General features: G+C 58.0%; 22 protein-coding genes. 11 read left to right on the forward strand and 11 right to left on the reverse strand.

Annotated features, from left to right (window positions below; translation table 11 throughout):
* The first annotated feature begins 62 nt into the window (after positions 1-62).
* Together H7698_RS22040 and H7698_RS22045 are read left to right on the forward strand one after the other, a co-directional pair.
* Positions 63-419, forward strand: coding sequence for a hypothetical protein (locus H7698_RS22040; RefSeq protein ID WP_162437769.1), 357 nt, complete (start codon positions 63-65; stop codon positions 417-419).
* A 70-nt stretch (positions 420-489) separates the two neighbouring features.
* A complete protein-coding gene (locus H7698_RS22045; RefSeq protein ID WP_194692807.1) occupies positions 490-984 on the forward strand; it encodes a GreA/GreB family elongation factor in 495 nt (164 codons plus the stop codon).
* Here the strand turns inward: H7698_RS22045 and gdhA are convergent.
* Complete coding sequence (gdhA, locus tag H7698_RS22050) at positions 981-2318, reverse strand: NADP-specific glutamate dehydrogenase (RefSeq protein ID WP_194692808.1); 1338 nt, start codon at positions 2316-2318, stop codon at positions 981-983. The two genes, H7698_RS22045 and gdhA, sit on opposite strands and share 4 nt — an antisense overlap.
* 346 nt (positions 2319-2664) lie before the next feature.
* Positions 2665-4329 carry an energy-dependent translational throttle protein EttA gene (ettA, locus tag H7698_RS22055; RefSeq protein ID WP_162437766.1) on the reverse strand — a complete coding sequence of 555 codons (1665 nt, stop codon included), beginning with the start codon at positions 4327-4329 and terminating at the stop codon, positions 2665-2667.
* A gap of 285 nt (positions 4330-4614) precedes the next feature.
* On the opposite strand from ettA, the gene H7698_RS22060 reads away from it, so the two are divergent.
* Together H7698_RS22060 and glyA are read left to right on the forward strand one after the other, a co-directional pair.
* Positions 4615-8463, forward strand: coding sequence for a sensor domain-containing protein (locus tag H7698_RS22060; protein ID WP_194692809.1), 3849 nt, complete (start codon positions 4615-4617; stop codon positions 8461-8463).
* 249 nt (positions 8464-8712) lie between these two features.
* A complete protein-coding gene (gene glyA / locus H7698_RS22065) occupies positions 8713-9966 on the forward strand; it encodes a serine hydroxymethyltransferase (protein ID WP_162437764.1) in 1254 nt (417 codons plus the stop codon).
* 8 nt (positions 9967-9974) lie between these two features.
* On the opposite strand, the gene H7698_RS22070 is transcribed toward glyA, so the two are convergent.
* Positions 9975-10124, reverse strand: coding sequence for a hypothetical protein (locus H7698_RS22070; RefSeq protein WP_194692925.1), 150 nt, complete (start codon positions 10122-10124; stop codon positions 9975-9977).
* A gap of 123 nt (positions 10125-10247) precedes the next feature.
* On the opposite strand from H7698_RS22070, the gene H7698_RS22075 reads away from it, so the two are divergent.
* From H7698_RS22075 to H7698_RS22085, 3 genes are read left to right on the forward strand one after another with little or no spacing between them, the layout of a single operon-like run.
* Entirely contained in the window at positions 10248-11561 is a 1314-nt protein-coding gene (locus H7698_RS22075) for a C4-dicarboxylate transporter DctA (protein WP_194692810.1), read from the forward strand.
* 54 nt (positions 11562-11615) lie between these two features.
* Complete coding sequence (locus H7698_RS22080) at positions 11616-12320, forward strand: FadR/GntR family transcriptional regulator (RefSeq protein WP_194692811.1); 705 nt, start codon at positions 11616-11618, stop codon at positions 12318-12320.
* A 28-nt stretch (positions 12321-12348) separates the two neighbouring features.
* Positions 12349-13038: a GntR family transcriptional regulator gene (locus H7698_RS22085; RefSeq protein ID WP_194692812.1), complete on the forward strand. Its 690-nt coding sequence runs from the start codon at positions 12349-12351 to the stop codon at positions 13036-13038.
* A 130-nt stretch (positions 13039-13168) separates the two neighbouring features.
* On the opposite strand, the gene yjiA is transcribed toward H7698_RS22085, so the two are convergent.
* The 3 genes from yjiA to H7698_RS22100 all read right to left on the reverse strand — a co-directional run bounded on the left by yjiA (position 13169) and on the right by H7698_RS22100 (position 16584).
* Entirely contained in the window at positions 13169-14143 is a 975-nt protein-coding gene (gene yjiA, locus H7698_RS22090; protein WP_162439536.1) for a GTPase, read from the reverse strand.
* A gap of 161 nt (positions 14144-14304) precedes the next feature.
* The gene (locus tag H7698_RS22095; RefSeq protein ID WP_007895266.1) at positions 14305-14502 is read right to left on the reverse strand and encodes a YbdD/YjiX family protein; all 198 of its coding nucleotides are present in this window, start codon (positions 14500-14502) and stop codon (positions 14305-14307) included.
* A gap of 15 nt (positions 14503-14517) precedes the next feature.
* Complete coding sequence (locus H7698_RS22100) at positions 14518-16584, reverse strand: carbon starvation CstA family protein (RefSeq protein WP_194692813.1); 2067 nt, start codon at positions 16582-16584, stop codon at positions 14518-14520.
* Positions 16585-16743: 159 nt separating this feature from the next.
* Between H7698_RS22100 and H7698_RS22105 the strand changes: the two genes are divergently transcribed.
* Positions 16744-17112 (forward strand): PilZ domain-containing protein, encoded by a 369-nt coding sequence (locus H7698_RS22105; RefSeq protein WP_194692814.1) that lies wholly within the window; start codon positions 16744-16746, stop codon positions 17110-17112.
* Between the two features lie 105 nt (positions 17113-17217).
* Here H7698_RS22105 and radA read toward each other — a convergent pair whose 3' ends face one another.
* Positions 17218-18585 (reverse strand): DNA repair protein RadA, encoded by a 1368-nt coding sequence (gene radA / locus H7698_RS22110; protein ID WP_162439539.1) that lies wholly within the window; start codon positions 18583-18585, stop codon positions 17218-17220.
* Between the two features lie 595 nt (positions 18586-19180).
* Here radA and mscL point away from each other — a divergent pair.
* On the forward strand, positions 19181-19606 hold the full coding sequence (mscL, locus tag H7698_RS22115) for a large-conductance mechanosensitive channel protein MscL (protein ID WP_162439540.1): 426 nt from the start codon (positions 19181-19183) through the stop codon (positions 19604-19606).
* A 35-nt stretch (positions 19607-19641) separates the two neighbouring features.
* Here the strand turns inward: mscL and H7698_RS22120 are convergent, their stop codons facing one another.
* Complete coding sequence (locus H7698_RS22120) at positions 19642-20418, reverse strand: ferredoxin--NADP reductase (protein ID WP_194692815.1); 777 nt, start codon at positions 20416-20418, stop codon at positions 19642-19644.
* Between the two features lie 319 nt (positions 20419-20737).
* On the opposite strand from H7698_RS22120, the gene H7698_RS22125 reads away from it, so the two are divergent.
* Positions 20738-21469, forward strand: a complete 732-nt coding sequence (locus H7698_RS22125; RefSeq protein ID WP_194692816.1) for an autoinducer binding domain-containing protein — start codon at positions 20738-20740, stop codon at positions 21467-21469.
* Positions 21470-21626: 157 nt separating this feature from the next.
* The gene (locus tag H7698_RS22130; RefSeq protein ID WP_194692817.1) at positions 21627-22751 is read left to right on the forward strand and encodes a methyltransferase; all 1125 of its coding nucleotides are present in this window, start codon (positions 21627-21629) and stop codon (positions 22749-22751) included.
* A gap of 59 nt (positions 22752-22810) precedes the next feature.
* Here H7698_RS22130 and H7698_RS22135 read toward each other — a convergent pair whose 3' ends face one another.
* The 3 genes from H7698_RS22135 to H7698_RS22145 form a co-directional block, all read right to left on the reverse strand.
* Positions 22811-22978 carry a DUF2474 domain-containing protein gene (locus tag H7698_RS22135; RefSeq protein ID WP_162439544.1) on the reverse strand — a complete coding sequence of 56 codons (168 nt, stop codon included), beginning with the start codon at positions 22976-22978 and terminating at the stop codon, positions 22811-22813.
* 81 nt (positions 22979-23059) lie between these two features.
* Positions 23060-24067 (reverse strand): cytochrome d ubiquinol oxidase subunit II, encoded by a 1008-nt coding sequence (cydB, locus tag H7698_RS22140; RefSeq protein WP_162439545.1) that lies wholly within the window; start codon positions 24065-24067, stop codon positions 23060-23062.
* A gap of 3 nt (positions 24068-24070) precedes the next feature.
* Entirely contained in the window at positions 24071-25510 is a 1440-nt protein-coding gene (locus H7698_RS22145; protein ID WP_194692818.1) for a cytochrome ubiquinol oxidase subunit I, read from the reverse strand.
* Between the last annotated feature and the right edge of the window lie 554 nt (positions 25511-26064).

Here is a 26064-nt window from a genome sequence, read left to right on the forward strand (position 1 = left end):
CCGGCTCACGAATCCACACCTAGACTTCTCCCATAGGCCGTTAAACGGCCCGGGAGTACGAGATGTGGCGTTGCATGGCTGTGCTGGGGGTTTTGCTGTTGAGTGCGGGTTGCCAGACAACCCACGAAGATCTGATCGCCAAGGGGTATCCACCGGCATTCGCCGATGGGTTCGATGACGGTTGCAGCAGTGGTCGACAAGCGGGCGGCGCCATCACCGGTGAGTTTCGCAAGAACGTCCCGCGCTATCTCAAGGACAAGCAATACGCCGAGGGCTGGAGTGATGGCTTTCGCCAGTGCCAGGCCATGCTTGAGAACAAGGATCGCGATGACTATCGCAGCCACCATTGGGATGACCGCGACAAAGCCTGGCAACAGCAAAAAGACCAGGACGCCGCGCGCGCCTATCGCTCGCAATGAGTCGCTGACAGGTATCCGCCGAAACTAAATGCCTGCGAACATGGCCCAAACCCAATAACGGGAGAAAACCATGAGTCGCGCCTTCGTCAATGAAGATAACGCCGCAGCGCAAGCTGATCAGCCGGTCGAACGACAGGTGAGCGAGCAGCCCAATTACGTGACGCCCACGGGGCTGAACCAATTGCAGGCGAAAGTCGCCGAGCTGCAACTGCAACTGAGCGAGCAATCGGCCAAAGGAGAACAGGCGGACAAACAGCGTCAAGCCGACCTGGAACGGGATTTACGGTATTTCAACCAGCGCCTGCACAGCGCTCAGGTCGTAACGCCCGCGAGCTCGACGCAAAAAGTGCAGATCGGCAGCCGTGTGACCTTCGCTGATGAACAGAGCACCGAACAAACGGTGCAACTGGTGGGCGAGGATCAGGCCGATGCGTCGGCAGGCCTGATCAACTGGGGATCACCGCTGGGCCGTGCGTTGCTCGGGGCGCAACTCGGCGACGAGGTGCTGTGGCAACGCCCCGCCGGTGATCAGATGATCGAGGTCGTGCGCATCGAACCGGCTTAAACCACGCCTTGAGCGAGCATGGCGTCAGCCACTTTGACGAAGCCGGCGATGTTCGCGCCTTTGACGTAGTTGATTCGTCCGTTCTCTTCGCCGTAATGCACGCACGCGTGATGAATCGACTGCATGATCGCGTGGAGTTTGCTGTCGACTTCACCGCCGGTCCACAACAGGCGCATGGCGTTCTGCGACATCTCCAACCCGCTCACCGCAACGCCTCCCGCGTTCGACGCCTTGCCCGGCGCGAACAAAATACCCGCCTCGATGAACAGGTCCACGGCTTCCAGGGTGGTCGGCATGTTCGCGCCCTCGGCCACGCAGATGCAGCCATTGCGCAACAGCGTGCGAGCGGCGTCGGCGTCGAGTTCGTTCTGCGTCGCGCAAGGCAATGCGATGTCGCACGCCAGGTCCCACGGGCATTGACCGGCGCGGAACTCCAGGCCAAAGCGCGCGGCCAACTCGCTGATCCGGCCACGCTGGACGTTTTTCAGTTCCAGCACCGCCAGCCATTGCTCTTCGGTCAAACCCGCTTCGCAGTACAGCGTGCCTTCTGAATCCGACAGCGAAATCACCTTGCCGCCCAGGTCCATGACTTTGCGCGCTGCGTATTGCGCGACGTTGCCAGAGCCCGAGATCGCCACGCGCTTGCCTTCGACTTTCTCGCCGGTGCGCTTGAGCATTTCCTCGGCGAAGTACACGCAACCGAAACCCGTGGCTTCGGGACGGATCAGACTGCCGCCGTAACTTGGGCCCTTGCCGGTCAGGACGCTGGTGAACTGGTTGCTCAGGCGCTTGTACTGGCCGAACAGGAAACCGATCTCGCGAGCACCCACGCCAATATCTCCGGCGGGCACGTCAACGTCTGCACCGATGTGCCGATACAGCTCGCTCATGAAGGCCTGGCAGAAGCGCATGACTTCGGCGTCGCTTTTGCCTTTGGGATCGAAGTCCGAGCCACCTTTACCGCCGCCCATGGGCAGCGACGTCAGCGAGTTTTTGAACGTCTGCTCAAACGCGAGGAATTTCAGCATGCCGAGGTTTACCGAAGGATGGAAACGCAAACCGCCCTTGTATGGGCCGATGGCGCTGTTCATCTGGATGCGGAATCCGCGATTGACCTGCACCTTGCCGTGATCGTCGACCCAGGAAACCCGAAACACCACCGCCCGCTCCGGCTCGCAGATGCGCTCCAGAATGCCTGAGTTCAGGTAGTGCGGATTGGCTTCGAGAAAAGGCCACAAGCTGCGCAGGACCTCTTCGACGGCCTGGTGGAATTCAGGCTGGTCAGGGTCACGTTTTTTCAGGCGGGCAAGGAAGGATTCAACGGATTCGATCATGAAAAGTCTCGGCAAATTTGTTGTCGTTGGAGGAGATTGAGCCGGACTTTAACAAACGATTCGCGCACAGGAACAGCGCGAAATGTCGCACTTATGAAATTAAATGGTGCACAGGATATAAATCAGGCTGCTTTTTAGACTGATTTTCGCACCTGAATGGGGATTATCAATTTGGGGATGCACCGTTAGGTGCACCGCCATCGCGAGCAGGCTCACTCCTACAGGGGAACGCATTCCAATTGCAGGAGTGAGCCTGCTCGCGATGGCCACGCCTTGGTCTCGCTGACAAAACCCGGACAAAAAAACGGAGCCCGAAGACTCCGTTTTTCATGCAACCCACCTGATATCAGGCCAGTTTCTTGTGCCGTACACGATGCGGCTGGGCCGCTGCTTCGCCGAGGCGCTTTTTGCGATCGGCTTCGTATTCGGTGTAGTTGCCTTCGAAGAACACGGCTTGCGAGTCGTCTTCGTACGCCAGAATGTGAGTCGCGACGCGGTCAAGGAACCACCGATCGTGAGAGATCACAATGGCGGCGCCCGGGAAGTCGAGCAAGGCTTCTTCCAGGGAACGCAGGGTTTCAACGTCGAGGTCGTTGGAAGGTTCGTCGAGCAGCAGGACGTTGCCGCCCTCTTTCAAGGTCAGGGCCAGGTGCAAGCGACCACGCTCACCACCGGACAGGTCCTTGACGAACTTCTGCTGATCACCGCCCTTGAAGTTGAAGCGACCCACGTAGGTGCGCGACGGGATTTCGTAGTTGCCGATACGGATCTGATCGGAACCGTCGGAGATTTGCTGGAACACAGTCTTGCTGCCATCCAGGTCTTCGCGGCTCTGATCGACGCAGGCCAGTTGCACGGTATCGCCGACTTCGATGGTGCCCGAATCCGGTGTTTCCTTGCCCATCAGCATGCGGAACAGCGTGGACTTACCGGCACCGTTACCGCCGATTACACCAACGATGGCGCCTTTAGGCATGGAGAACGACAGGTTGTCGATCAGTACGCGATCGCCATAGCCCTTGGAAACGTTCTTGAACTCGATGACCTTGTCGCCCAGGCGCGGGCCGGCCGGAATGTAGATCTCGTTGGTTTCGCTGCGCTTCTGGAATTCCTGCGATTGCATTTCTTCGAAGCGTTGCAGACGAGCCTTGGATTTGGACTGGCGGGCCTTGGCGCCTTTGCGCACCCACTCCAGTTCTTCCTTCATGGCTTTTTCGTGGGCCGACTGCTGCTTGGACTCGGCCGCCAGACGATTGGACTTGGCTTCGAGCCAACCCGAATAGTTGCCCTCGTACGGGATACCGGCGCCACGGTCGAGCTCGAGAATCCAGCCGGCGACGTTGTCCAGGAAGTAACGGTCGTGCGTGATCGCAACCACGGTGCCCGGGAAGTCGTGCAGGAAGTGCTCCAGCCAGGCGACGGAGTCGGCGTCCAGGTGGTTGGTTGGTTCGTCGAGCAGCAGCATGTCGGGGGCGGACAGCAGCAGACGGCACAGGGCCACACGACGCTTTTCACCGCCGGACAGGAATTCGACCTTGGCATCCCACGCCGGCAGACGCAGCGCGTCGGCAGCGACTTCCAGTTGGCGATCCAGGTTATGGCCGTCGCTGGCTTGCAAAATGGCTTCGAGCTTGGCCTGTTCTGCAGCCAGTTTATCGAAGTCGGCATCTTCTTCAGCGTAGGCCGCGTAGACCTCGTCCAGGCGCGCCTGGGCGTTCTTGATCACGCTGACCGCTTCCTCGACCACTTCACGCACAGTCTTGGTCGGGTCCAGGATCGGCTCTTGCGGCAAGTAGCCGATGTTCAGGTCCGGCATCGGACGGGCTTCACCCTCGAACTCGGTATCGACGCCCGCCATGATTTTCAACAGCGTGGACTTACCCGAACCGTTGAGGCCGAGCACGCCGATCTTGGCGCCGGGGAAGAAGGACAGTGAAATGTTTTTCAGGATTTCCCGCTTCGGCGGAACAACTTTGCCCAGCCGATGCATGGTGAAGACGTATTGAGCCATGGAGAACCTTGGGTCAGTGACAGATGAATGATTGGAGCGCAGGCGATGCCCGGCCAGACCGTGCGCGTCGTACGATTGATGGGTATCAATGCGTGCGCGCTGAAAAAGTCTGATTCTAGGAGCTGGAACGCTCCCGCGTAACCGGCAAAGCTACCTGATTGACGGAAGGCAGTCCAGCCGAGCGGGGCTGGCACTTTGCCACAACTCAAGGCATGCTAGCCGCCCTTCGGGCGTCCGGCTTATAGTGCACGTCGCGCCGGTCCAGCCCATCCGCAGGATTTCAGTTTGCCTAACGTCCCTCCTTCATCTGCCCCGAGCGCACCGTCTCTTGCGACCGGCTCGCCCCTGCGCGGCACGTTGAAAGGTGCGCTGGCAACGCTCGTATTACTGTTACTCGCCCTGCTCTTCTGGCAACTGCTCGATCAACTGAGCGAAACCCAGAAAAACCAGCGTCAGTACACGATCGACTACACCGCCGACCTGGCGTCGCAAGTCAGCCTGAACATGGCACTTAACGCGCAGATTGCACTTAATCTGCTACCGATCGTCGAGCAACCGCAAAGCGCCGACGAACAGCGGGCGCTGCTGCGCAAAGTGCAGCAGTCACTGCCCGATGTCCGCAGCCTGGCACTGTTAAGCCCCTCCGGAAAAATACTCAGCGACAGTGCTGAAAGCAGCGACGACGCCGACTACCTGAGCGAACTGGTCCGGCGCAGTCGCGCCCAGGCCCACTATTTCAGCAACGCCGAAGACGGTTCGGTGGTGCATCTGTTGCTGCACCAGGCCAGCGGCAGTACACGGGGTTATTGGGCCCTGCGCCTCACACCGACCTTCTTCTCTTCCCTGACCAAGCAACACGAAGCGGGCATCCGCCCGCTATGGCTGGTGGAAAACCGCCTCACCCATCAGATCATCAGCCGTGATGATGCTTTGCCCATGGCCGAACCCGGAACCCTGACGCCGGACGATCTAACCAACAGCGTGCTCACCGTTCCTCTGAGCAGCAGCGACTGGCAACTACGCGGACTGTTCGACCGTCAACGCGTTATTGAGCATCTGTTGCCGGCCTTCATCGGCAAATGCCTGCTGGGACTGGCTTTCTCGCTGCTGCCGTTTATCGTCCTGCTGAACATGCGCCGGCGTCAGCGCCAATTGCACGAGGGCCGTCGACGCTATCAGGATATTTTCGAAGGCACTGGCGTCGCGCTGTGCGTACTGGATGTGTCAGGGCTCATCAGCGTTTTCGACAAAGCGAAGATCCACAGCAGCGAACACCTCAAAACCTGGCTGGATACGCCATCGCAACGTCAGCAACTGCTGCAGGAATTGCGCATCACCGAGGTCAACCAGGTCGCCCTGCAATTGCTCAACGTCAATTCCTGCGAGCAAGCCTGGCACCTGCTGATCGACGGCAATCCTCTGGACGGCACTGCCATCGGCGACCAGGTACTGGACGCCGTGCTGAACCGACACAAGCAGCTCGAACTGGAAATCAAGCTCCAGGACGCCAGTGGACGCGACCAGCATCTGTGGTTGGTCCTGCGCTTGCCGGAGGATCGGGACGACTACAAAGCGGTGATCCTGAGCATTACCGACATCACCAGCCGCAAGCTCATTGAGCTGTCACTGCTGGAGCGTGAAGGGTTCTGGTCCGACGTGGTGCGCACGGTGCCGGATCACCTGTATGTGCAAGATGTCATCAGCCAGCGGATGATTTTCAGCAACCACCATTTGGGCCAGACACTCGGCTACAACCGCACCGAGCTGCACCAGATGGGCGAGTACTTCTGGGAAATCCTGCTGCACCCGGAAGATGCCGACTTCTATCACCGTTCGCGACAGACCCAGCGCCAGGGTGGTTACGGTCAATTGATGCAGTGCCAGCTGCGTTTTCGTCATCGGGACGGCAAATGGCGGCGCTTCGAGATTCGCGAGCAAGCACTCGCGCGGGACAAGGACAATCAGGTCATCCGTATCATCGGCGTGGCCAAGGACATCACTGAACAGATCGAAGCCAGTGAGTCCCTGCGCGACAGCGAACAGCGATACCGGATGCTCGCCGAAAGCATCAGCGACGTGATCTTCTCCACCGACAGCAAGCTGTCCCTCAATTACGTCAGCCCGTCGGTGCACACCGTGCTGGGCTACGACGTCGACTCGATTTTCCAGAACGGCTGGCAATCGACCATCGCCAACCCGCAACAACTGACCGGCATTTATAGCCTGATGGATCGGGTCAGCAAGGCGCTGGACAAGCCGGAGCAGCTGGCGCTGTTACGCAACCAGGTGCAGACCCAGTTGTACCTGTTCGACTGTCTGCGGGCCGACGGTCGCAAGATTCCAATCGAACTGCGCCTGGTGCTGGTCTGGGATGAGCACGACGCCTTCGAAGGTGTGCTTGGCGTAGGTCGCGACATCAGCCAGCAGCGCCGGGCCGAGAAAGACCTGCGCATGGCGGCGACGGTATTCGAGCACTCGACGTCGGCGATCCTGATTACCGACCCGGCCGGCTATATCGTCCAGGCCAACGAAGCCTTCAGCCGCGTCAGTGGTTACGCGGTGGAGCAAGTCCTCGACCAATTGCCGAACATGCTCACCGTCGACGACCAGCAGGAAGCCCATCTGCGTTACGTCCTCAAACAGCTGAACCAGCACAGTACGTGGGAAGGCGAGGTGTGGCTCAAGCGCCGCAGTGGCGAGCACTACCCCGCCTGGGTGGGGATTACCGCCGTGCTGGATGACGAAGGCGATCTGGCCAGCTACGTGTGTTTCTTCAGCGACATCAGCGAGCGCAAGGCCAGTGAACAGCGGATTCACCGCCTGGCCTATTACGACGCCCTGACGCACCTGCCTAACCGCACGTTGTTCCAGGATCGCCTGCATACGGCGTTGCAATCGGCGGAACGGCAGAAGTCCTGGGTGGTGCTGATGTTTCTCGATCTGGACCGCTTCAAGCCGATCAACGACTCCCTCGGCCACGCCGCCGGCGATCGCATGCTCAAGGAAATGGCAACACGCCTGCTCGGTTGCGTCGACGATGACGACACCGTGGCGCGCATGGGTGGCGATGAATTCACCCTGTTGCTGCAGCCGCGGGCCAACCGTGAAATGGCGCTGAACCGGGCGATACATGTGGCCGAACAGATCCTTGCCAGCTTGGTGAAACCGTTCGTACTCGAAGGCCGGGAGTTCTTCGTCACGGCCAGTATCGGCATCGCCCTGAGCCCGCAGGACGGGAATGAACTCAGTCAGTTGATGAAAAACGCGGACACCGCGATGTACCACGCCAAGGAACGCGGCAAGAACAACTTCCAGTTCTATCAGGCCGACATGAATGCCAGCGCCCTGGAGCGCCTGGAACTGGAAAGCGACCTGCGTCACGCCCTCGAACAGAACGAATTCGTGCTGTATTACCAACCGCAATTCAGCGGCGACGGCAAACGCCTGACCGGTGCCGAAGCGCTGCTGCGCTGGCGCCACCCACGTCGCGGATTGGTGCCGCCGGGGGATTTCATCCCGGTGCTCGAAGAGCTCGGCCTGGTGGTTGATGTGGGCGACTGGGTGATCAGCGAAGCCTGCCGTCAGCTCAAGACCTGGCATCAGGCCAAGGTTCGGGTGCCCAAGGTGTCGGTAAACATCTCGGCGCGGCAGTTCTCCGATGGTCAACTGGGTACGCGTATCGCCAATATCCTCAAGGACATCGGACTGCCGCCGGCGTGCCTGGAGATCGAGCTGACGGAAAGTATTCTGATGCGTGAAGTCAGCGAGGCGATGCAGATTCTCGACGGGCTGAAAAATCTCGGCTTGAGCATCGCGGTCGATGACTTCGGTACCGGCTATTCCTCGCTCAACTACCTCAAGCAGTTCCCTATCGACGTGTTGAAAATCGACCGTACCTTCGTCGATGGCTTGCCCTCCGGAGAACAGGATGCGCAGATTGCCCGGGCAATCATCGCCATGGCGCACAGCCTCAATCTGGCCGTGATCGCTGAAGGTGTCGAGACCCAGGAGCAGCTGGATTTCCTGCGTGAGCATGGTTGCGATGAGGTTCAGGGGTATCTGTTCGGGCGACCCATGCCGGCTGAACGGTTTGAAGAACAGTTCAGCATTGATGCGCTCTTCGCGTTTGATTGAGGCTTTGCAGTGATGCTTCTGGCCTCATCGCGAGCAGGCTCGCTCCCACAGGGGGGGTTGGGTATTACACAAGATTTTTGACCGCTGAACCTACTGTGGGAGCGAGCCTGCTCGCGATGAGGCCGGCACGATCACCGCTGATCCCGTCATGAAGCCCACTTGTCTGCGACATGATGTCCTTTCATATGCCATCTAAAACCCATTGGGTTAGAATGCCCCCCTTTTCTGCCCCGATCCTTGAGGACCGCCATGTTCAGCCGTGATTTGACTATTGCCAAGTACGACGCCGACCTTTTTGCCGCCATGGAGCAAGAAGCTCAGCGCCAGGAAGAACACATCGAGCTGATCGCTTCGGAAAACTACACCAGCCCAGCGGTGATGGAAGCTCAAGGCTCGGTACTGACCAACAAGTACGCCGAAGGCTACCCGGGCAAGCGCTACTACGGTGGTTGCGAGTTCGTCGACGTGGTCGAGCAGCTTGCAATTGATCGCGCCAAAGAGCTGTTCGGCGCCGATTACGCCAACGTTCAGCCGCACGCCGGTTCGCAAGCCAACAGCGCCGTGTACCTGGCTCTGCTGTCGGCTGGCGACACTATCCTGGGCATGAGCCTGGCACACGGCGGTCACCTGACCCACGGCGCCAGCGTTTCGTCTTCGGGCAAGCTGTACAACGCCGTTCAATACGGCATCGACGCCAACGGCCTGATCGACTACGACGAAGTCGAGCGCCTGGCGGTTGAGCACAAGCCGAAAATGATCGTGGCCGGTTTCTCTGCCTACTCGCAGATTCTGGACTTCCCTCGTTTCCGCGAAATCGCTGACAAAGTCGGCGCTTATCTCTTTGTTGATATGGCTCACGTGGCCGGTCTGGTCGCCGCTGGCGTCTACCCGAACCCGGTGCCTTTCGCTGACGTCGTGACCACCACCACGCACAAGACCCTGCGCGGTCCACGTGGCGGCCTGATCCTGGCTCGCGCCAACGCCGACATCGAGAAGAAGCTGAACTCCGCCGTATTCCCGGGCGCCCAGGGTGGCCCGCTGGAGCACGTGATCGCTGCCAAGGCGATCTGCTTCAAGGAAGCACTGCAGCCTGAGTTCAAGACCTACCAGCAACAAGTCGTGAAGAACGCCAAGGCCATGGCCGGTGTGTTCATCGAGCGCGGTTTCGACGTGGTGTCCGGCGGTACTGAAAACCACCTGTTCCTGCTTTCGCTGATCAAGCAGGAAATCTCCGGTAAAGACGCCGACGCCGCTCTGGGCAAAGCGTTCATCACCGTGAACAAGAACTCCGTGCCAAACGATCCACGCTCCCCGTTTGTCACCTCCGGCCTGCGCTTCGGCACTCCGGCTGTGACCACTCGTGGCTTCAAGGAAGCAGAGTGCAAGGAACTGGCCGGCTGGATCTGCGACATCCTGGCAGACCTGAACAACGAAGCGGTGATCGACGCCGTTCGTGAGAAGGTCAAGGCCATCTGCAAGAAGCTGCCGGTATACGGCGCTTAATTGCACCGTTAAATCGCAGCAATAAAAAACCGGCCAGTGATGGCCGGTTTTTTTTCGCCCGCGATCTCGCCGTGTTGGAGCTGCCAGAGGCTGCTATCTTTTGATCTTTGGCCGCTGGTCAGACCGGTCATGCCAATTTTACGATTTTCACTTGTCATCCCGAAAAAACCGAGCGTAGACTGCGCCTGCACTGGACATACCGGTAAGACCACAATAATTAAGTCCTGTATCTGATGCGCTTCAAGCGTACGGCAGCCAGGACACCGACCAGGATTCCTCCCATGCTCAGATGGTGCTCGCGTTCAATCTTCCTTCAAGTCGTTCTCGGACTGGTGCTCGGCATCGTCTGCGGGCTGACCCTTCCCGAATACTCCGCTCAGCTCAAACCCCTGGGTGATGGCTTCATCAAACTGATCAAGATGCTCATCGGGCTGATTGTTTTCTGCGTGGTGGTCAGCGGCATCAGTGGCGCGGGCGATCTGAAAAAAGTCGGACGCATCGGCCTGAAGTCGGTGATCTACTTCGAAGTGCTGACCACCATCGCCCTGGTGATCGGTCTGGTGTTCGCCTTCAGCACCGGTATCGGCAGCGGCGCGAACATTCACCTGGACCAGCTCTCTGCTGCCGACATGGGCGACATCGCCCAGCGTGGTCAGCACATGCACACCACCACCCAGTTCCTGATGGACCTGATTCCGACCTCGGTCATCGGCGCCTTTGCTGACAACAACATCCTGCAAGTGTTGCTGTTTTCAGTGCTGTTCGGCAGCGCGCTGAACCTGGTCGGCGAAGCGGCCTCGGGTATTTCCCGGCTCATCAATGAACTGAGCCACGTGATCTTTCGCATCATGGGCATGATCGTGCGCCTGGCGCCGATTGGCGTGTTCGGCGCCATTGCGTTTACCACCAGCAAATATGGCCTGGATTCGCTGCAACATCTGGGCAGCCTGGTGGGCCTGTTTTACCTGACGTGCGTCGCGTTTGTGTCGTTGATCCTCGGGCTGGTGATGCGCCTGTCCGGCCTGCGGATGTGGCCACTGCTCAAGTACCTGCGTGAAGAACTGACCATCGTCATGGGCACCGCTTCGTCCGACGCCGTGCTGCCACAAATCATGCGTAAGCTTGAACATCTGGGCATCGGCAGTTCGACGGTCGGCCTGGTGATTCCGACCGGTTACTCGTTCAACCTTGACGGTTTTTCGATCTACCTGACCCTCGCTATCGTCTTCATCGCGAATGCCACCGGAACGCCGCTGGCCATGACCGATCTGCTGACGATTTTGCTGGTGTCGCTGATTACCTCCAAAGGCGCACACGGCATCCCCGGCTCGGCGCTGGTCATTCTGGCGGCGACGCTGACTGCAATTCCGGCGATCCCCGTGGTTGGCCTGGTGCTGGTACTCGCGGTGGACTGGTTCATGGGCATCGGTCGGGCGCTGACGAACCTGATCGGCAACTGCGTCGCCACGGTGGCCATTGCACGCTGGGAAAAAGACATCGATATCCAGCGCGCAAACAAGGTGCTTTCCGGTCAGGTGGGTTATACCTTCCAGCCGAGAAAACCGGTGGTACCGGCGCATCAGCAGGAATTCTAAATAACGTGTGCCTGCCCCGCGGGCGGGCACCTTTATCGCGACATGGAGCGAACAGTGATTACCTCGTCAACCGTCGTAAATTCAGTAGTGGAAAAACTGCGGGCCGCGCTGGTCCGTGGTCAGTGGCGCAAGGGCGAAATGCTGCCCGGGCAACGTGAGCTGGCCGAGCAACTGGGCATCAGCCGCCCGAGCCTGCGCGAGGCCGTGATCGTTCTGGAAACCCTTGGCCTGGTGCGTTCGATGCCGGGCAAAGGCGTGGTGGTGCTGGACGCTCCGCTCGCCGACAGCCAAAGCCATGACAGCGCGGTGGCCGGCGCAAGCCTGGAAGATGTGCTGCAACTGCGCTACACCCTCGAGCCGTTCATCGTCGGCCTGGTGGCGCAGTCGATCAGCAGCAAGGAAGTCGGCCAACTGCGCCTGACCTTGATGGACATGCGCGAAGCACTGGAGGCCAACGACAGCGAGGCCGGCGTGAACGCTTACATCGCCTTCCACGAAGAACTGTTCACGCTGACGTCCAACCCGATTTTCCAAAGCGTGGTGCAGCAAACCAGCAACGCCCTCAAGCAAAGCGCCGAGGTGCTGCGCAATTCCCCCGAACACCTGGCTGAACGCCTTGAAGAAAACGAAGCAGTGGTACGTGCGATCCGTAGCAAGAATAGCGCTCAGGCGAGTGCCGAAATGCGTCGACATATTCTTCGAGAAGGTCAGCGGATGGGCGTTGAACTGAACATCCCGGACGACAATCTCGGCAGTTGACCCCCCTTACAGACACCGGAGACCGGCCATGAACAGCTTCGCCTCACCGCAGACTCTGACTGCCCTGCCGTTTTCTTTGCAGAAGGACGATCTTTATACGCGGCTGTTCGATGCCATTCTCGAACAACGCATTCACGCGCAGAGTCGCTTTACAGAAGAAAGCCTGGCGCAGATGTTTGGTGCTCGACGCAGCGACATTCGTGGAGTGCTGACCCGCCTCTCACATCAACAGATCATTGTCCTCAAACCCAACCATCGTCCCCGCGTCGCGTCGCTGGATCGCGAGCAAACCCGACAGACTCTGCATGCACGGCGGTTGACGGAAACCACACTGGTACAACTGGCCTGTGAAAGACGTTGCCGACAAGACTGGAAACCCCTGCACGTTTTGGTCGAAAAACAACGCCGTTGCTCCGAGCAGGGTCCGGCCATTCGACTGTCCGGGGACTTTCACCTGCAGTTGGCGGAAATGGCGGGCAATGCTCCTTTAGCGCAGTTTTTGGACAGCCTGGTGCCTTTGACTTCGCTGGCAATTGCACAGACTCAGTTACAAGAAGAGAAATATTGCGATTGGCAGGTTCACGGGAAAATGCTGGATGCCATTGAGCGAGGGGATGCGCTTGATGCCGAAAGGTTGCTGACGGGGCATCTGGATTCACTGGAAAACATGTTACTGAACTCGCCATCGGAATCCAGCAAGAATCGTGTCGCCAGTTAAGCAGTCTTCGCGAGCAGGCTCGCGCCCACACTGGCTTTGTGTCGTTCGACTTAAAGCAGGCAACCTCTATCAAATGTGGGAGCGAGCCTGCTCGCGATGAGGGCTTCATTCGCATGAAGATTCTCACCCCCTACTCCACCGCCACCTTCGCAAACCCCGCCCGGATTCTCTCTTCCGGCAAATCATCGGCAATAAACACGATCACGCTTTCGCGCGGTTCATCGTCCGCCCACTCGGTATCCCAGTCGAAGCCATACAACTTCAACACGCCCTGGAACACCATGCGCCGAGGTTCGCCAGCGATGTTCAGCACCCCCTTGTAGCGCAGCAGTTGCTTGCCATGGTCTTCCAGCAGTTCGTTCATGAACTCGCTGAGCTTGTCGATATCCAGCGGCTTGTCAGTTCGCAGCACAAGGCTGGAAATGCGATCGATCGAAGGCGCCGAATTGGCCACCGGACGCAAGCTGATGCCGCCGCCCAGATCCGCATTGAGGTTGAAGCCACGGACGTCGAGCAACTCGGCCAGGTCGATGTTGCCGTGATCGACCACTCGAATGGGTGCGCGACGGTTGATGCGGGTCAGGCGCTCGCTCAGCGCGGTGAAAGTCGCCTCATCCACCAGATCACGCTTGCTCACCAGCAGACGGTCGGCAAAACCAATCTGTGCCTGGGCGATGGTCTGGGTCAGATGGGTGTCGGCATGAGCGGCGTCTACCAAGGTGATGATGCCGTCGAGGATGTAGCGCTCACGCAATTCTTCATCGATGAAAAAGGTTTGCGCAACGGGCGCCGGATCGGCCAGTCCCGTGCATTCGATGACTAGACGGTCGAAGGCAATTTCACCGCTATCCAGGCGCTCAAGCAACAGGTAAAGCGCCTTGGTCAGGTCGGTGTGGATGGTGCAACAGACACAGCCGTTGGACAGCGTCATCACTTGTACAGGCTCGTCACCCAACAGCTGGGTGTCGATGCCGGCGTCGCTGAATTCGTTCTCGATCACGGCGATTTTCAGGCCGTGTTCTGCTTTGAGCAGGTGGCGCAACAGTGTGGTTTTGCCAGCACCGAGGAAGCCACTGAGGATTGTTACTGGAATGGGAGAGGACAAACTGGATCTCCTGACTCACAAATTGAAGTATCAACACAAAATAAATGTGGGAGCTGGCCTGCCAGCGATGGCGGCTGAACATTCAACATCACTGTTGAATGACAGTCCGCCATCGCCAGCCGGCCAGCTCCCACAAGATTGCTGCTAATCCGACCACCGGATCAACAGCACTTCGGCCCACCCTTGCCACCGTAACGGGCTTCCTGACGCTCCCGGAAGAACATCTCGTAGCTCATCACCGGTTTGTCCGGGTGTTTGGTTTGCATATGCTCGACATAGTTGTCGTAGTCGGGCATGCCGACCATCAGGCGCGCGGCCTGACCGAGGTATTTACCGAGGCGACTCAGGTCATTGAACATGTTTGCAATCCTCGATTACGCATCCGGCACAGCCTGGTATGGCGCTTCTTTATCCGTACGCTCTTTGGTACCCCAGGCAGCAATACCGACCTTGAGCGCATAGAACAGGATGCTGAACACCACAAACAGGAACAGCCCCGTCAGCGTTGCGTTGGTGTACGCGTTGTAAATCACGTGTTGCATCTGGTTGATGTCCTTCGCCGGAGCGAGGATCTGACCGTTGGCCAATGCATCGCTGTACTTCTTGGCCAGCGACAGGAAGCCGATCGCCGGGTTGGCGTCAAACAGCTTGATGAAGCCTGCCGTCACGGTGCAGATCAGCAGCCAGACAGCTGGCAGCATGGTCACCCAGATGTAGCGTTGACGTTTCATTTTGATCAGCACGACCGTCGCCAGCATCAGCGCGATGCCTGCCAGCATCTGATTGGAGATACCGAACAGCGGCCACAAGGTGTTGATCCCGCCCAACGGGTCGATCACGCCTTGATACAGCAGGTAGCCCCACATCGCCACGCAACCGGCGGTGGCGATCAGGTTGGCGGTCCAGGATTCAGTGCGCTTGAGCGCCGGCACGAAAGAGCCCAGCAGATCCTGCAGCATGAAACGCCCGGCACGGGTGCCGGCGTCCACGGCGGTCAGGATGAACAGCGCTTCGAACAGGATCGCAAAGTGGTACCAGAACGCCATGGTGTTTTCACCCGGCAGGACACTGTGCAGGATCTGTGCGATACCGACCGCCAGGGTCGGAGCGCCACCCGCGCGAGCCAGAATCGTTGTTTCACCGATGTCTTTGGCCACCGCTTGCAGGGCTTCAGGTGTGATCGCGAAACCCCAGCTGCTGACGGTTTGCGCAACAGTCACCACATCACCACCCACGATCGCTGCCGGGCTGTTCATGGCGAAGTACACGCCAGGCTCAATCACCGAAGCGGCGACCATCGCCATAATGGCCACGAAGGATTCCATCAGCATGCCGCCGTAACCGATGTAACGGGCATGGCCTTCATTGGCCAACAGTTTCGGCGTAGTACCGGAAGAAATCAGCGCATGGAAACCCGACACCGCACCGCACGCGATGGTGATGAACAGGAACGGGAACAGACCGCCCTTCCACACCGGCCCGGTGCCGTCGATGAACTGGGTCAGGGCTGGCATTTTCAGGTCTGGCATGGTCACCAGGATGCCGATTGCCAGGGCGATGATGGTGCCGATTTTCAAGAAGGTCGACAGGTAGTCACGGGGCGCCAGGATCAGCCACACCGGCAGCACAGCGGCCACAAAACCATAACCGATCAGCATCCAGGTGATCTGGATCCCGGTAAAGGTGAAGGCTTTGGCCCACACCGGATCAGCGGCGATCTGCCCGCCGAGCCAGATCGAGCCCAGCAGCAACAGCACGCCAATGACGGAAATTTCACCGATGCGGCCCGGACGGATGTAGCGCATGTAAATGCCCATGAACATCGCAATCGGGATGGTCGCCATTACGGTGAAAATGCCCCACGGGCTTTCAGCCAGCGCTTTAACCACGATCAACGCCAGCACCGCGAGGATGATGATCATGATCAGGAAGCAGCCAAACAGCGCGATGGTGCCAGGGATACGGCCCATTTCCTCACGGACCATGTCGCCCAATGAGCGGCCGTTGCGACGAGTGGACAGGAACAGGATCATGAAGTCCTGAACCGCGCCCGCCAGCACCACACCGGCAATCAGCCACAGCGTGCCGGGCAGGTAACCCATCTGCGCCGCCAACACCGGACCGACCAGAGGCCCCGCGCCAGCGATGGCAGCGAAGTGGTGACCGAAGAGAATGTGTTTGTTGGTTGGAACATAGTCCAGACCATCATTGTTGAGTACGGCGGGGGTGGCCCGTCGCGGGTCGAGTTGCATCACATTGTTAGCGATGAACAGACTGTAATAGCGGTACGCGACCAGATAGATGGCCACTGCCGCGACCACAATCCACAAGGCGTTGATCGCCTCGCCTCGGCGCAATGCCACTACGCCCAGGGCGCACGCTCCTACGATTGCCAGCAGCAGCCAGGGTAGATGGCGTAGCAGGCTATTATTATTTTTCATTTTATGATTCCAGCCAGGGTGGACAAGAAAGACAGCCACCCCGAGTTTAGCTCTCCTGACGGCAAAGACCATACCCCGACATTGGTCTAGAGGCCTGTCCGTGCTGGCGGCCTAAGACAATGCGGGTCTATAGTCAGCGAACATTTCGAGGATTGCCCCATGAGCGACCACGCTGCCGATCGCCGCCGCTTCAAACGAATCGCGTTCGATGCAAAAACCGAGCTGGGCCAAGGGGAAATGATCTGGTCAGTGAAGCTGATCGATCTTTCGCTGAAGGGGTTGTTAATTGAACGACCAGAGCCGTGGCTTGGGGATCAAGCGAAGGATTTCTTCGTGAATATTCATCTGACCGATGACATCGACATCGCCATGGACGTACAGCTGACCCACGAAGAAAACGGTCAGCTTGGTTTCGTCTGCCGACACATCAGCCTTGAATCCATTGAACGCCTTCGGCGGTTGATCGAGTTCAACCTGGGAGATCCGCAGGAGCTGGAGCGGGAGTTGGGGGCACTGATCGAAGTTTGACCGCTTCCTGTAGGAGCTGCCGCAGGCTGCGATCTTTTGATCTTGTTCCTGAACATCAAGATCAAAAGATCGCAGCCTGCGGCAGCTCCTACAGGGAGATTGTATTCACTCAAATAGAGCGTCGAGGGCCTGCTCCAGACGCGTCACGGCAATGATCTGCAATCCGGCCGGCGCTTCCTTCGGCGCATTGCCCTTGGGCACGATGGCGCGTTTGAACCCGTGCTTGGCTGCTTCCTTCAAGCGTTCCTGACCGCTGGGTACCGGCCGAACTTCACCTGACAAGCCCACTTCACCGAACACCAGCAGATCGTGGGGCAACGGCCGGTTACGCAAACTGGACATGACCGCCGCCATCAGCGCCAGGTCGGAAGCAGTCTCCAACACCTTCACGCCGCCCACCACGTTGAGGAACACATCCTGATCGTGGGTCGGAATGCCGCCGTGACGGTGCAGCACCGCCAACAACATTGCCAGGCGGTTCTGATCCAGCCCCAACGTGACCCGGCGCGGGTTGGCGAGATGACTGTCATCCACCAGGGCCTGGACTTCCACCAGCATCGGCCGGGTCCCCTCCCACGTGGCCATGACCACACTGCCAGGTACTTCTTCCTGCGCGCGCGTCAGAAAAATCGCCGAAGGGTTCGAGACTTCTTTCAGCCCCTTGTCGGTCATGCCGAACACACCCAGTTCGTTAACCGCCCCAAAACGGTTTTTCACCGCACGCAGCAAGCGCAACCGCCCATCCGACTCGCCTTCGAAATACAGTACGGTGTCCACCATGTGCTCCAGCACACGAGGGCCGGCAAGCGCGCCTTCCTTGGTGACATGACCGACCAGAAAAATGGCCGTGCCACTCTGCTTGGCATAGCGCACCAGCAATGCCGCACTTTCCCGGACCTGGGAGACACCGCCGGGAGCCGATTGTAGCTGTTCAGTGAAGATGGTCTGGATGGAGTCGATCACCATGACTTTGGGCTTTTCGACCCGCGCCGTGGCGATGATTGTTTCGATGCAGGTTTCAGTCATCACCCGCAGCTGATCCTGAGGCAGTCCCAGGCGCCGGGCCCGCATCGCTACCTGCTGCTGGGACTCCTCGCCGGTCACGTACAGCGCAGGCATGGTTTTGGCGAGGTTGCATAAGGTTTGCAACAGAATGGTCGATTTGCCGATGCCCGGATCACCGCCGATCAACACCACCGAGCCGTCCACCAGACCACCGCCCAGCACCCGATCGAGTTCGCTGGAGGCCGTGGAGAAGCGCGGGATTTCTTCAACGCTGACTTCGGCCAACGTCCTGATCTGCGCCTGCTGGCCAGTCCACCCGGTGCGACCGCTGGGAGGCGCGGCGCCGCCACTCTCGACCATGGTTTCGGTCAGGGTGTTCCAGGCACCACACTCGCCACACTGGCCGGCCCACTTGGGGAAGGTCGAGCCGCACTCGGTGCAGCCGTACATGCGCTTGGCCTTGGCCATTTTAACTCCCGACAAAAAAACGCGATGATAGCGCAGTTGAGCCGGATCAGTTGCCAATGGGTTTAAGCACTTGCCTGATCGAACGACGAGGTTTTATTCACGCAGTGGCTATTAAGAAAAACCTGTACAAACTAATAAACAGATCGGCACTGTACTCAACAATTAATACACAAACCCTGTACAGCTCTTTATCGAACAAAACAACCTTGTACAACTTCAATTAACATCGATATTAGAATGCCACCAATCGTCATTATTGATATACATCTGACATGCCGACTATCAAAGCATTTGCTAATCGTTATCAAACTTACCCTGTGAAAGTACGAGTTTAATCCAAGCCATTCGACTTCCTTCCGGCAGCTGTTTTTCCGCCGGATAATAATGGCATCAGTCCTCCCAACTCCTCGCAGGCGAGCATCACATCATTCCGCGAAACGATCGCAGATCGCACAGCGGTGATGGTCTTTTATAAACTTTTTGCGGCTAACCCGGTCGATAGCAGGCAAGCTCTGTAAGCAGTTGTTTCGGGCAGAACGCACTCTGCTGATTTACACTGCCTTCACCAACCTCATCTGTAACAAGGAAAAAACCTATGGGCGTGATCAGTGAGTTCAAGGCCTTCGCGGTCAAAGGGAACGTGATCGACATGGCAGTCGGTATCATTATCGGCGCCGCGTTCGGCAAAATCGTGTCATCGTTCGTCGGCGACGTCATCATGCCGCCAATCGGTTTGCTGATTGGCGGAGTGGATTTCAGTGATCTGGCGATTACGCTCAAGGCAGCGAACGGCGATATCCCTGCGGTGGTGATGGCTTACGGTAAATTTATCCAGACCATCATTGACTTCGTCATCGTCGCTTTCGCGATCTTCATGGGCGTCAAAGCCATCAATCGTCTGAAGCGCGAGGAAGCCGCGGCGCCAACACTGCCGCCGGTTCCGACCAAGGAAGAAGTGCTGCTGGGCGAGATTCGCGATCTGCTCAAAGCCCGGAACGATCGACCCGGAACGCAGGATTGAAAACAGAAACGGCGCCTTTCCGGCGCCGTTTTTTTTCACCAGTACGTTTCTACTGCCACCTGTCCGGGCCGTCGACTGAGGCTCAGGTTCATGTCGCGCAGCTTCAATATCTTTCGGGTGTCATCGATCATCTGCGGATTGCCGCAAAGCATGACCCGCGAATGCTCCGGCGTAAGCGCCATACCCGCTGCGCGCTCCAGTTCGCCGTTCTCGATGAGCGTGGTGATTCGCCCGTTCAACGCTCCGGGGTACGACTCGCGGGTGACGGTGGGGACAAACTGCAGCTTGTGAGCGAATTCAACCAGGTAGTCACGCCGAGCAAGCCCCTCAATCAAATCCCGATAAGCCAGCTCCCGGGCTTCGCGCACGCTGTAAACCAGGATGATGCGCTCGAATTTCTCCCATACTTCGAAGTCCTGCAGGATCGACAAAAACGGTGCCAGGCCGGTGCCGGTGGCGAGCAGCCAGAGATCACGCCCATCAACGAACCGATCAAGGGTCAGGTAACCGAAGGCTTGGCGGTCGACCAGCAGCGTATCGCCAACTTCAAGCCGACTCAGCTCACTGGTGAACTCGCCGCCCGGCACAACAATCGAAAAAAATTCGAGAAACTCGTCATGAGGTGACGAAACCATCGAATACGCGCGCCATACGGTGCTGCCGTCCGCCTTGGTGACCCCCAGCCGAGCGAATTGGCCTGCACGAAAACGAAAGCCGGGATCCCTCGTAGTCCGTAATGTGAACAGACTCGGAGTCAACGAATGGACGTCGAGCAGGGTTTGGCGAGTGAATTTTTCTGCACTGGCGGTCATGGGGCGCTCCGATCAACAGGTCCCCCAGTGTCCCGCAAAGCACAAAAATTAAACACCGACGGTTTGTAATGACTTTAACTTATTCGGCCTGTATTAACCGACTAGTTCAAACTTATCACAGAGTAAAATTAAAGATGACATTCAATAAATAAAACTCACTCCATACTGTATTAGAACTGAATCTTCACTTCTAAAGCACTAACAACAGCCAAATAATAACTACCCATCTGAAGGAAATATCCTACACTTTTCGGGGTGCAGGATCTTGGATCCACTAAGCACCCCCTCGTGTACCCGCAGCCGTAACTGGAGCTTCACTATGGACCAGTGGAAAGAAACACAAATGAAACAGTTGTCTGCTACGACGGACATTCAAAACGCGTACCAGATTTCGCTGACTTTTGCCAAGAATACCGGTTTCAAATTTTGTGCCTTTTCAACTGGTTACTTGGACAAAATAACGACTTCCAGCGTGATTCAGTTCGACAACTACCCAGGCGAATTGAACGCGAAGTATAAGCAAAAAGTCCTGGGTGCACTTAACCCGATAGTGGCGCATTGCAATCAATCGATGTTTCCGATTCTCTGGTCGCAAGAGCTGTTTTCCGAAGCCACCTGGATCTGGGACGCACTCGAGCAGCATGGTTCGCAGTACGGGTGGTCTCAATCGTTCCACGATGAAAGAAGTGGTCTGTGCAGCATCTTGAGCCTGGCCCGAAGCCATCAACCGATCACGACATATGAGCTTTACGATAATCTGGGTTTTTCGGTGTTCATCGGGCGCCATCTGCACGCGCTGGCCGTAGAAACGTTGCCCAAACAGGTCGCCGATCACGAAGTACCGCACTTGTCGGAACGTGAAATCGAAGTCTTGAAGCTGGCAGCGGCGGGCAAGACGGCGGGAGAAAGCGCCAAAATTCTCAACGTTACCCCGCGCACCGTCAATTTCCATGTGCAAAGCGCAATTATGAAATTCGGCGTCAATAACAAAATTTCAGCAGTGATTGCGGCTGCCAAGGTCGGAATCCTCACCAACACCTTGGGCCGCTGACAAAACCTGCGAGTAATTCAATAGAAAAAATCGTACCATTTGCAGCCTTTCCGAGTGTTGACCTGTAATCCTCTACAGCGCAGTACACTCGGCCGGATTCGCCCGCAACAATGCCCCTGGCGGCGAGAATTCGTTGATTACCAAGAGCCCCTCGCCCATGCCTTTGCTTGAAACCCCCTTTGCCCAACTCGATCTGATCCGCCAGCCCGAGCAGCCGAACGAGCCGCTACAAGCATTCGATGCTGCAGACGAGTATCTGCTTAACTACCTGGCCGAACAGCAACCCACCGTGCAAACCCGGGTGCTGGTGCTCAACGACAGCTTCGGAGCATTGGCCGCAAGCCTGGTCGGCAAAACTCAAGTCACCAGCAGCGGCGACTCGTTCCTGGCGTTTCAGGGGCTGGAAAAGAACCTGCTGCGGAACAGCCACGCATTTGATGCTGTGCCGAAGGTGCCCGCCAACCAGCCATTCACCGGGCCGTTTGACCGGGTACTGATCAGGGTGCCAAAGACCCTGGCCTTGCTCGAAGAGCAACTGATACGCCTTCAGGGACAATTGGCACCGGGCGCACAAGTGGTCGCCGCCGCCATGATCAAACACCTGCCCCGCGCAGCCGGCGACCTGCTTGAGCGTTACATCGGCCCGGTCCATGCCTCGCTGGCCGTCAAGAAGGCACGTCTACTGATCGCGACCGCTGAAGCCAGGGTCGCAGCGGTATCGCCCTACCCGACCCGTTATCAGCTCGACACTCCCGCTATCGAACTGCTCAACCACGCCAACGTGTTCTGCCGTGAAGGCCTGGATATCGGCACCCGAGCGTTTCTGCCGCATCTGCCAAAAAACCTGGGCGCCTCTCGTGTCGCGGATCTGGGCTGTGGCAACGGCGTTCTTGCCATTGCCAGCGCCCTGCAAAATCCTGACGCGCAGTACACGCTGGTCGACGAGTCGTTCATGGCGGTGCAATCGGCTGCAGAAAACTGTCGTGCAGCGCTGGGTGACAGGGATGTGATCGTGCGGGCCGGTGATGGCCTGGCCGAACAGGAATCACAATCGCTGGACGTGGTGCTGTGCAATCCACCGTTCCACCAACAGCAAGTCGTGGGCGATTTCCTCGCCTGGCGCATGTTCCAGCAAGCCCGGGAGGCGCTCGTGGTGGGCGGTGCGCTGTACATCGTGGGCAACCGTCATCTGGGTTATCACAGCAAACTGGCGCGGCTGTTCCGTGGCGTCGAGCAAGTGGCGGCCACGCCCAAGTTCGTGATCCTCAAAGCCCGCAAGTAAATCGCAGGCAAAAAAAACCTCCATACGCTGGAGGTTTTTTATTGAGGGGCTGCAGCACCTCAATGTGTGCTCAGCCCTGCTGCGTTCATGAACATGCGCATCAGGCTCGCGACGATAAACAGCGCGCCCACGCTACCCACCCAGATCATCGCCAGCCATCCGAGTCGCTGCCACAGAGGCTTTTTCTCTGCGGCTTCAATTTCCTCCAATGAATGCTTACCAGTCATGGCTTTAAACCCTCCTCTTCAAGGTTGACGGCGTCTGTCTCGACGCCATCGCGAGCAAGCTTTGCGCCCACAGGCCGTGCGCTAGTGGTAGCCATCTTCATGGGTGACCTTGCCGCGGAACACGTAGTAGCTCCAGAAGGTGTAGCCCAGGATGAATGGGATGATAAACAGTGTGCCCACCAGCATGAAGCCTTGGCTTTGCGGCGGTGCGGCGGCGTCCCAGATCGAAATCGACGGCGGCACGATGTTCGGCCACAGGCTGATGCCCAGACCGCTGTAGCCCAGGAAAATCAGTACCAGGGTCAACAGGAATGGCGTGTAGTTCGCATTGCGCGCCACGGCCCGGATCAAACCGTACATGGTGACCAGCACCAGGATCGGCACCGGCAGGAACCAGAACAGATTCGGTAACGTGAACCAGCGCGAGGCGATCTCAGGATGAGCCAGCGGCGTCCACAGGCTGACAATACCGATCACCGCCAACACCACGAACGCCAATGGCCGCGCGAGGTTGTGCATCTGTTCCTGCAATTTGCCTTCGGTTTTCATGATCAGCCAGGTGCAACCCAGCAGCGCATACGCCACCACCAAAGCAACACCACAGAACAGAGTGAACGGCGTCAGCCAGTCCAGCGAACCACCGGCGAATTGACGGTTGACCACCGGTAGCCCATCAATGAATGCGCCCAGTGCCACACCCTGGAAAAACGTTGCAGCCACCGAACCACCAATGAACGCTTTGTCCCACAGGTGACGCTTGTCGTCTTTGGCCTTGAAACGAAACTCGAAAGCCACGCCGCGAAAAATCAGCCCGATCAGCATGAAGATCAGCGGCAGATACAGCGCCGACAGCACGACCGAATAGGCCAGCGGGAAGGCGCCGAACAATGCAGCGCCCCCGAGCACCAGCCAGGTTTCGTTGCCGTCCCAGACGGGCGCGACGGTGTTCATCATCACGTCCCGATCCGTCTTGCCCTTGATGAACGGGAAAAGAATCCCGATACCCAGGTCGAAACCGTCCATGACCACGTACATCATGATGCCGAAGATGATGATCACGGCCCAGATCAGCGGAAGATCAATACCCATGATTCAAATCTCCTTGGTCAGGCTGTGGTCGGCGTCAGCGTCAGCATCGTCGTCCGCTGCGGACAGCGGACGGGCGGGTGTACGTTTCTTGCCAGGACCGCCATCGTTGGTTTCCTTGCCTTCGTCGATCTTCGGTCCTTTGCGCACCAGACGCATCATGTAGCCCAGGCCGGCACCGAACAGCGCGAAATACACCACGACGAACATGATCAGGGTGATGCTCATCTGCAGGAAACTATGGTTGGAGGACGCATCCGCCGTTCGCATCAAGCCGTAAACCACCCAGGGCTGGCGACCGATTTCAGTCGTGAACCACCCGGCGAGGATTGCGATCAGTCCCGAAGGCCCCATCCACAATGCCAGGTAAAGGAACGGACGCGAGGTGTACAGCTTGTCGCTCTTGCGCAGCCACAGGCTCCACAGACCGGTGAAGATCATCAGGAAACCCAGGCCAACCATGACCCGGAACGACCAGAACACGATGGTCGAATTGGGCCTGTCTTCAGGCGGGAAATCCTTCAGCGCCGGGACCTGTTTGTCCAGCGAGTGCGTGAGAATCAGGCTGCCGAGGTACGGAATTTCGACGGCGTACTTGGTTTTTTCGGCCTTCATGTCCGGCCAGCCAAAGAGGATCAGCGGGGTCGGTTCATCACCGACGTTTTCCCAGTGCCCTTCAATTGCAGCGATTTTCGCTGGCTGATGTTCGAGCGTATTAAGGCCGTGGAAGTCGCCTATGACCGCCTGAATCGGCGCAACGATCAATGCCATCCACATGGCCATCGAGAGCATGGTACGGATCGCCGGATTGTCCTTGCCGCGGAGCAAATGCCAGGCCGCCGAGGAGCCGACGAAGAAGGCGGTCGCGACGAACGCAGCGGTTGCCATGTGCGCCAGGCGGTACGGGAACGACGGATTGAAAATCACCGCCAGCCAGTCAACCGGAATCACCTGCCCATTGATGATTTCGTAACCTTGCGGGGTTTGCATCCAGCTGTTGGAGGCGAGAATCCAGAAGGTCGAGATCAGGGTGCCGATGGCAACCATCACCGTCGAGAAGAAGTGCAGGTTGCGCCCGACCTTGTTCCAGCCGAACAACATGACGCCCAGGAAGCCGGCTTCCAGGAAGAATGCAGTCAGGACTTCATAGGTGAGTAACGGACCTGTCACGGCACCGGCGAAGTCCGAGAAACGGCTCCAGTTCGTGCCGAACTGATAAGCCATCACCAGGCCGGATACCACACCCATGCCGAAGTTGACGGCAAAGATCTTCGACCAGAAGTGGTACAGGTCGCGGTAGGTATCGTTATTGGTTTTCAGCCACAGGCCTTCGAGCACCGCCAGGTAACTCGCCAGGCCAATGGTGATGGCCGGGAACAGAATGTGGAATGAGATGGTGAACGCGAACTGAATTCGGGCGAGATCAAGCGCCTCCAAACCGAACATAAGTCTTCCTCTGTCAGGTAATACCGGCTGTAGGCCTGCGGCCTGCACCCACTGCCCCCACGGATATGGAGTGTGGCGAATTCAAATTCGTTCTTTTTTTACAATCATCACAGCGTAGGGAGTCTGGCCATCTGGCCGCCGGATCATTTCCACAAAAGGTTTTGATCTGGATCAAGCATGGTTGAAAGAGTAGTCCCATTTTTGAGGGGGACCCGTGTGGTCTTTTGCCGCGTGACAGGTTGCCTCATGGCTGCGGTCATAAGCCGTGACACATTCGTGCGTGAACTTGTGGTGAGGGGATTTATCGGAATGCCGCACCACCCCGTCCGGCTGCGCAGCAGTCGTGAAATCAGCCGACGCGGTGTATCAGGAAAACCTTACATTCAGGTTTTACGACTGCTGCGCAGCCGGACGGGGATAAATCCCCTCGCCACCGGGTTAGCCCGTAGCTACGGGGCGAAAGGGGGTGAGCAGGGAATCGGTGTCTTGCTAACTAAATTTGCCGTGGTCGCAACTTCTAGTTACAGGTTGGTGATAATCTCGGGACTACCCCG

The sequence above is a fragment of the Pseudomonas sp. p50(2008) genome (genome assembly GCF_015351605.1).
GTDB lineage: Bacteria > Pseudomonadota > Gammaproteobacteria > Pseudomonadales > Pseudomonadaceae > Aquipseudomonas.

Coding starts and splice junctions, on each gene's coding strand:
- H7698_RS22040 (WP_162437769.1), top strand. CDS start 63: ATGTGGCGTTGCATGGCTGTGCTGGGGGTTTTGCTGTTGAGTGCGGGT.
- H7698_RS22045 (WP_194692807.1), top strand. CDS start 490: ATGAGTCGCGCCTTCGTCAATGAAGATAACGCCGCAGCGCAAGCTGAT.
- gdhA (WP_194692808.1), bottom strand. CDS start 2,318: ATGATCGAATCCGTTGAATCCTTCCTTGCCCGCCTGAAAAAACGTGAC.
- ettA (WP_162437766.1), bottom strand. CDS start 4,329: ATGGCTCAATACGTCTTCACCATGCATCGGCTGGGCAAAGTTGTTCCG.
- glyA (WP_162437764.1), top strand. CDS start 8,713: ATGTTCAGCCGTGATTTGACTATTGCCAAGTACGACGCCGACCTTTTT.
- H7698_RS22070 (WP_194692925.1), bottom strand. CDS start 10,124: ATGACAAGTGAAAATCGTAAAATTGGCATGACCGGTCTGACCAGCGGC.
- H7698_RS22075 (WP_194692810.1), top strand. CDS start 10,248: ATGCTCAGATGGTGCTCGCGTTCAATCTTCCTTCAAGTCGTTCTCGGA.
- H7698_RS22085 (WP_194692812.1), top strand. CDS start 12,349: ATGAACAGCTTCGCCTCACCGCAGACTCTGACTGCCCTGCCGTTTTCT.
- H7698_RS22095 (WP_007895266.1), bottom strand. CDS start 14,502: ATGTTCAATGACCTGAGTCGCCTCGGTAAATACCTCGGTCAGGCCGCG.
- H7698_RS22100 (WP_194692813.1), bottom strand. CDS start 16,584: ATGAAAAATAATAATAGCCTGCTACGCCATCTACCCTGGCTGCTGCTG.
- H7698_RS22105 (WP_194692814.1), top strand. CDS start 16,744: ATGAGCGACCACGCTGCCGATCGCCGCCGCTTCAAACGAATCGCGTTC.
- radA (WP_162439539.1), bottom strand. CDS start 18,585: ATGGCCAAGGCCAAGCGCATGTACGGCTGCACCGAGTGCGGCTCGACC.
- mscL (WP_162439540.1), top strand. CDS start 19,181: ATGGGCGTGATCAGTGAGTTCAAGGCCTTCGCGGTCAAAGGGAACGTG.
- H7698_RS22120 (WP_194692815.1), bottom strand. CDS start 20,418: ATGACCGCCAGTGCAGAAAAATTCACTCGCCAAACCCTGCTCGACGTC.
- H7698_RS22125 (WP_194692816.1), top strand. CDS start 20,738: ATGGACCAGTGGAAAGAAACACAAATGAAACAGTTGTCTGCTACGACG.
- H7698_RS22130 (WP_194692817.1), top strand. CDS start 21,627: ATGCCTTTGCTTGAAACCCCCTTTGCCCAACTCGATCTGATCCGCCAG.
- H7698_RS22135 (WP_162439544.1), bottom strand. CDS start 22,978: ATGACTGGTAAGCATTCATTGGAGGAAATTGAAGCCGCAGAGAAAAAG.
- cydB (WP_162439545.1), bottom strand. CDS start 24,067: ATGGGTATTGATCTTCCGCTGATCTGGGCCGTGATCATCATCTTCGGC.
- H7698_RS22145 (WP_194692818.1), bottom strand. CDS start 25,510: ATGTTCGGTTTGGAGGCGCTTGATCTCGCCCGAATTCAGTTCGCGTTC.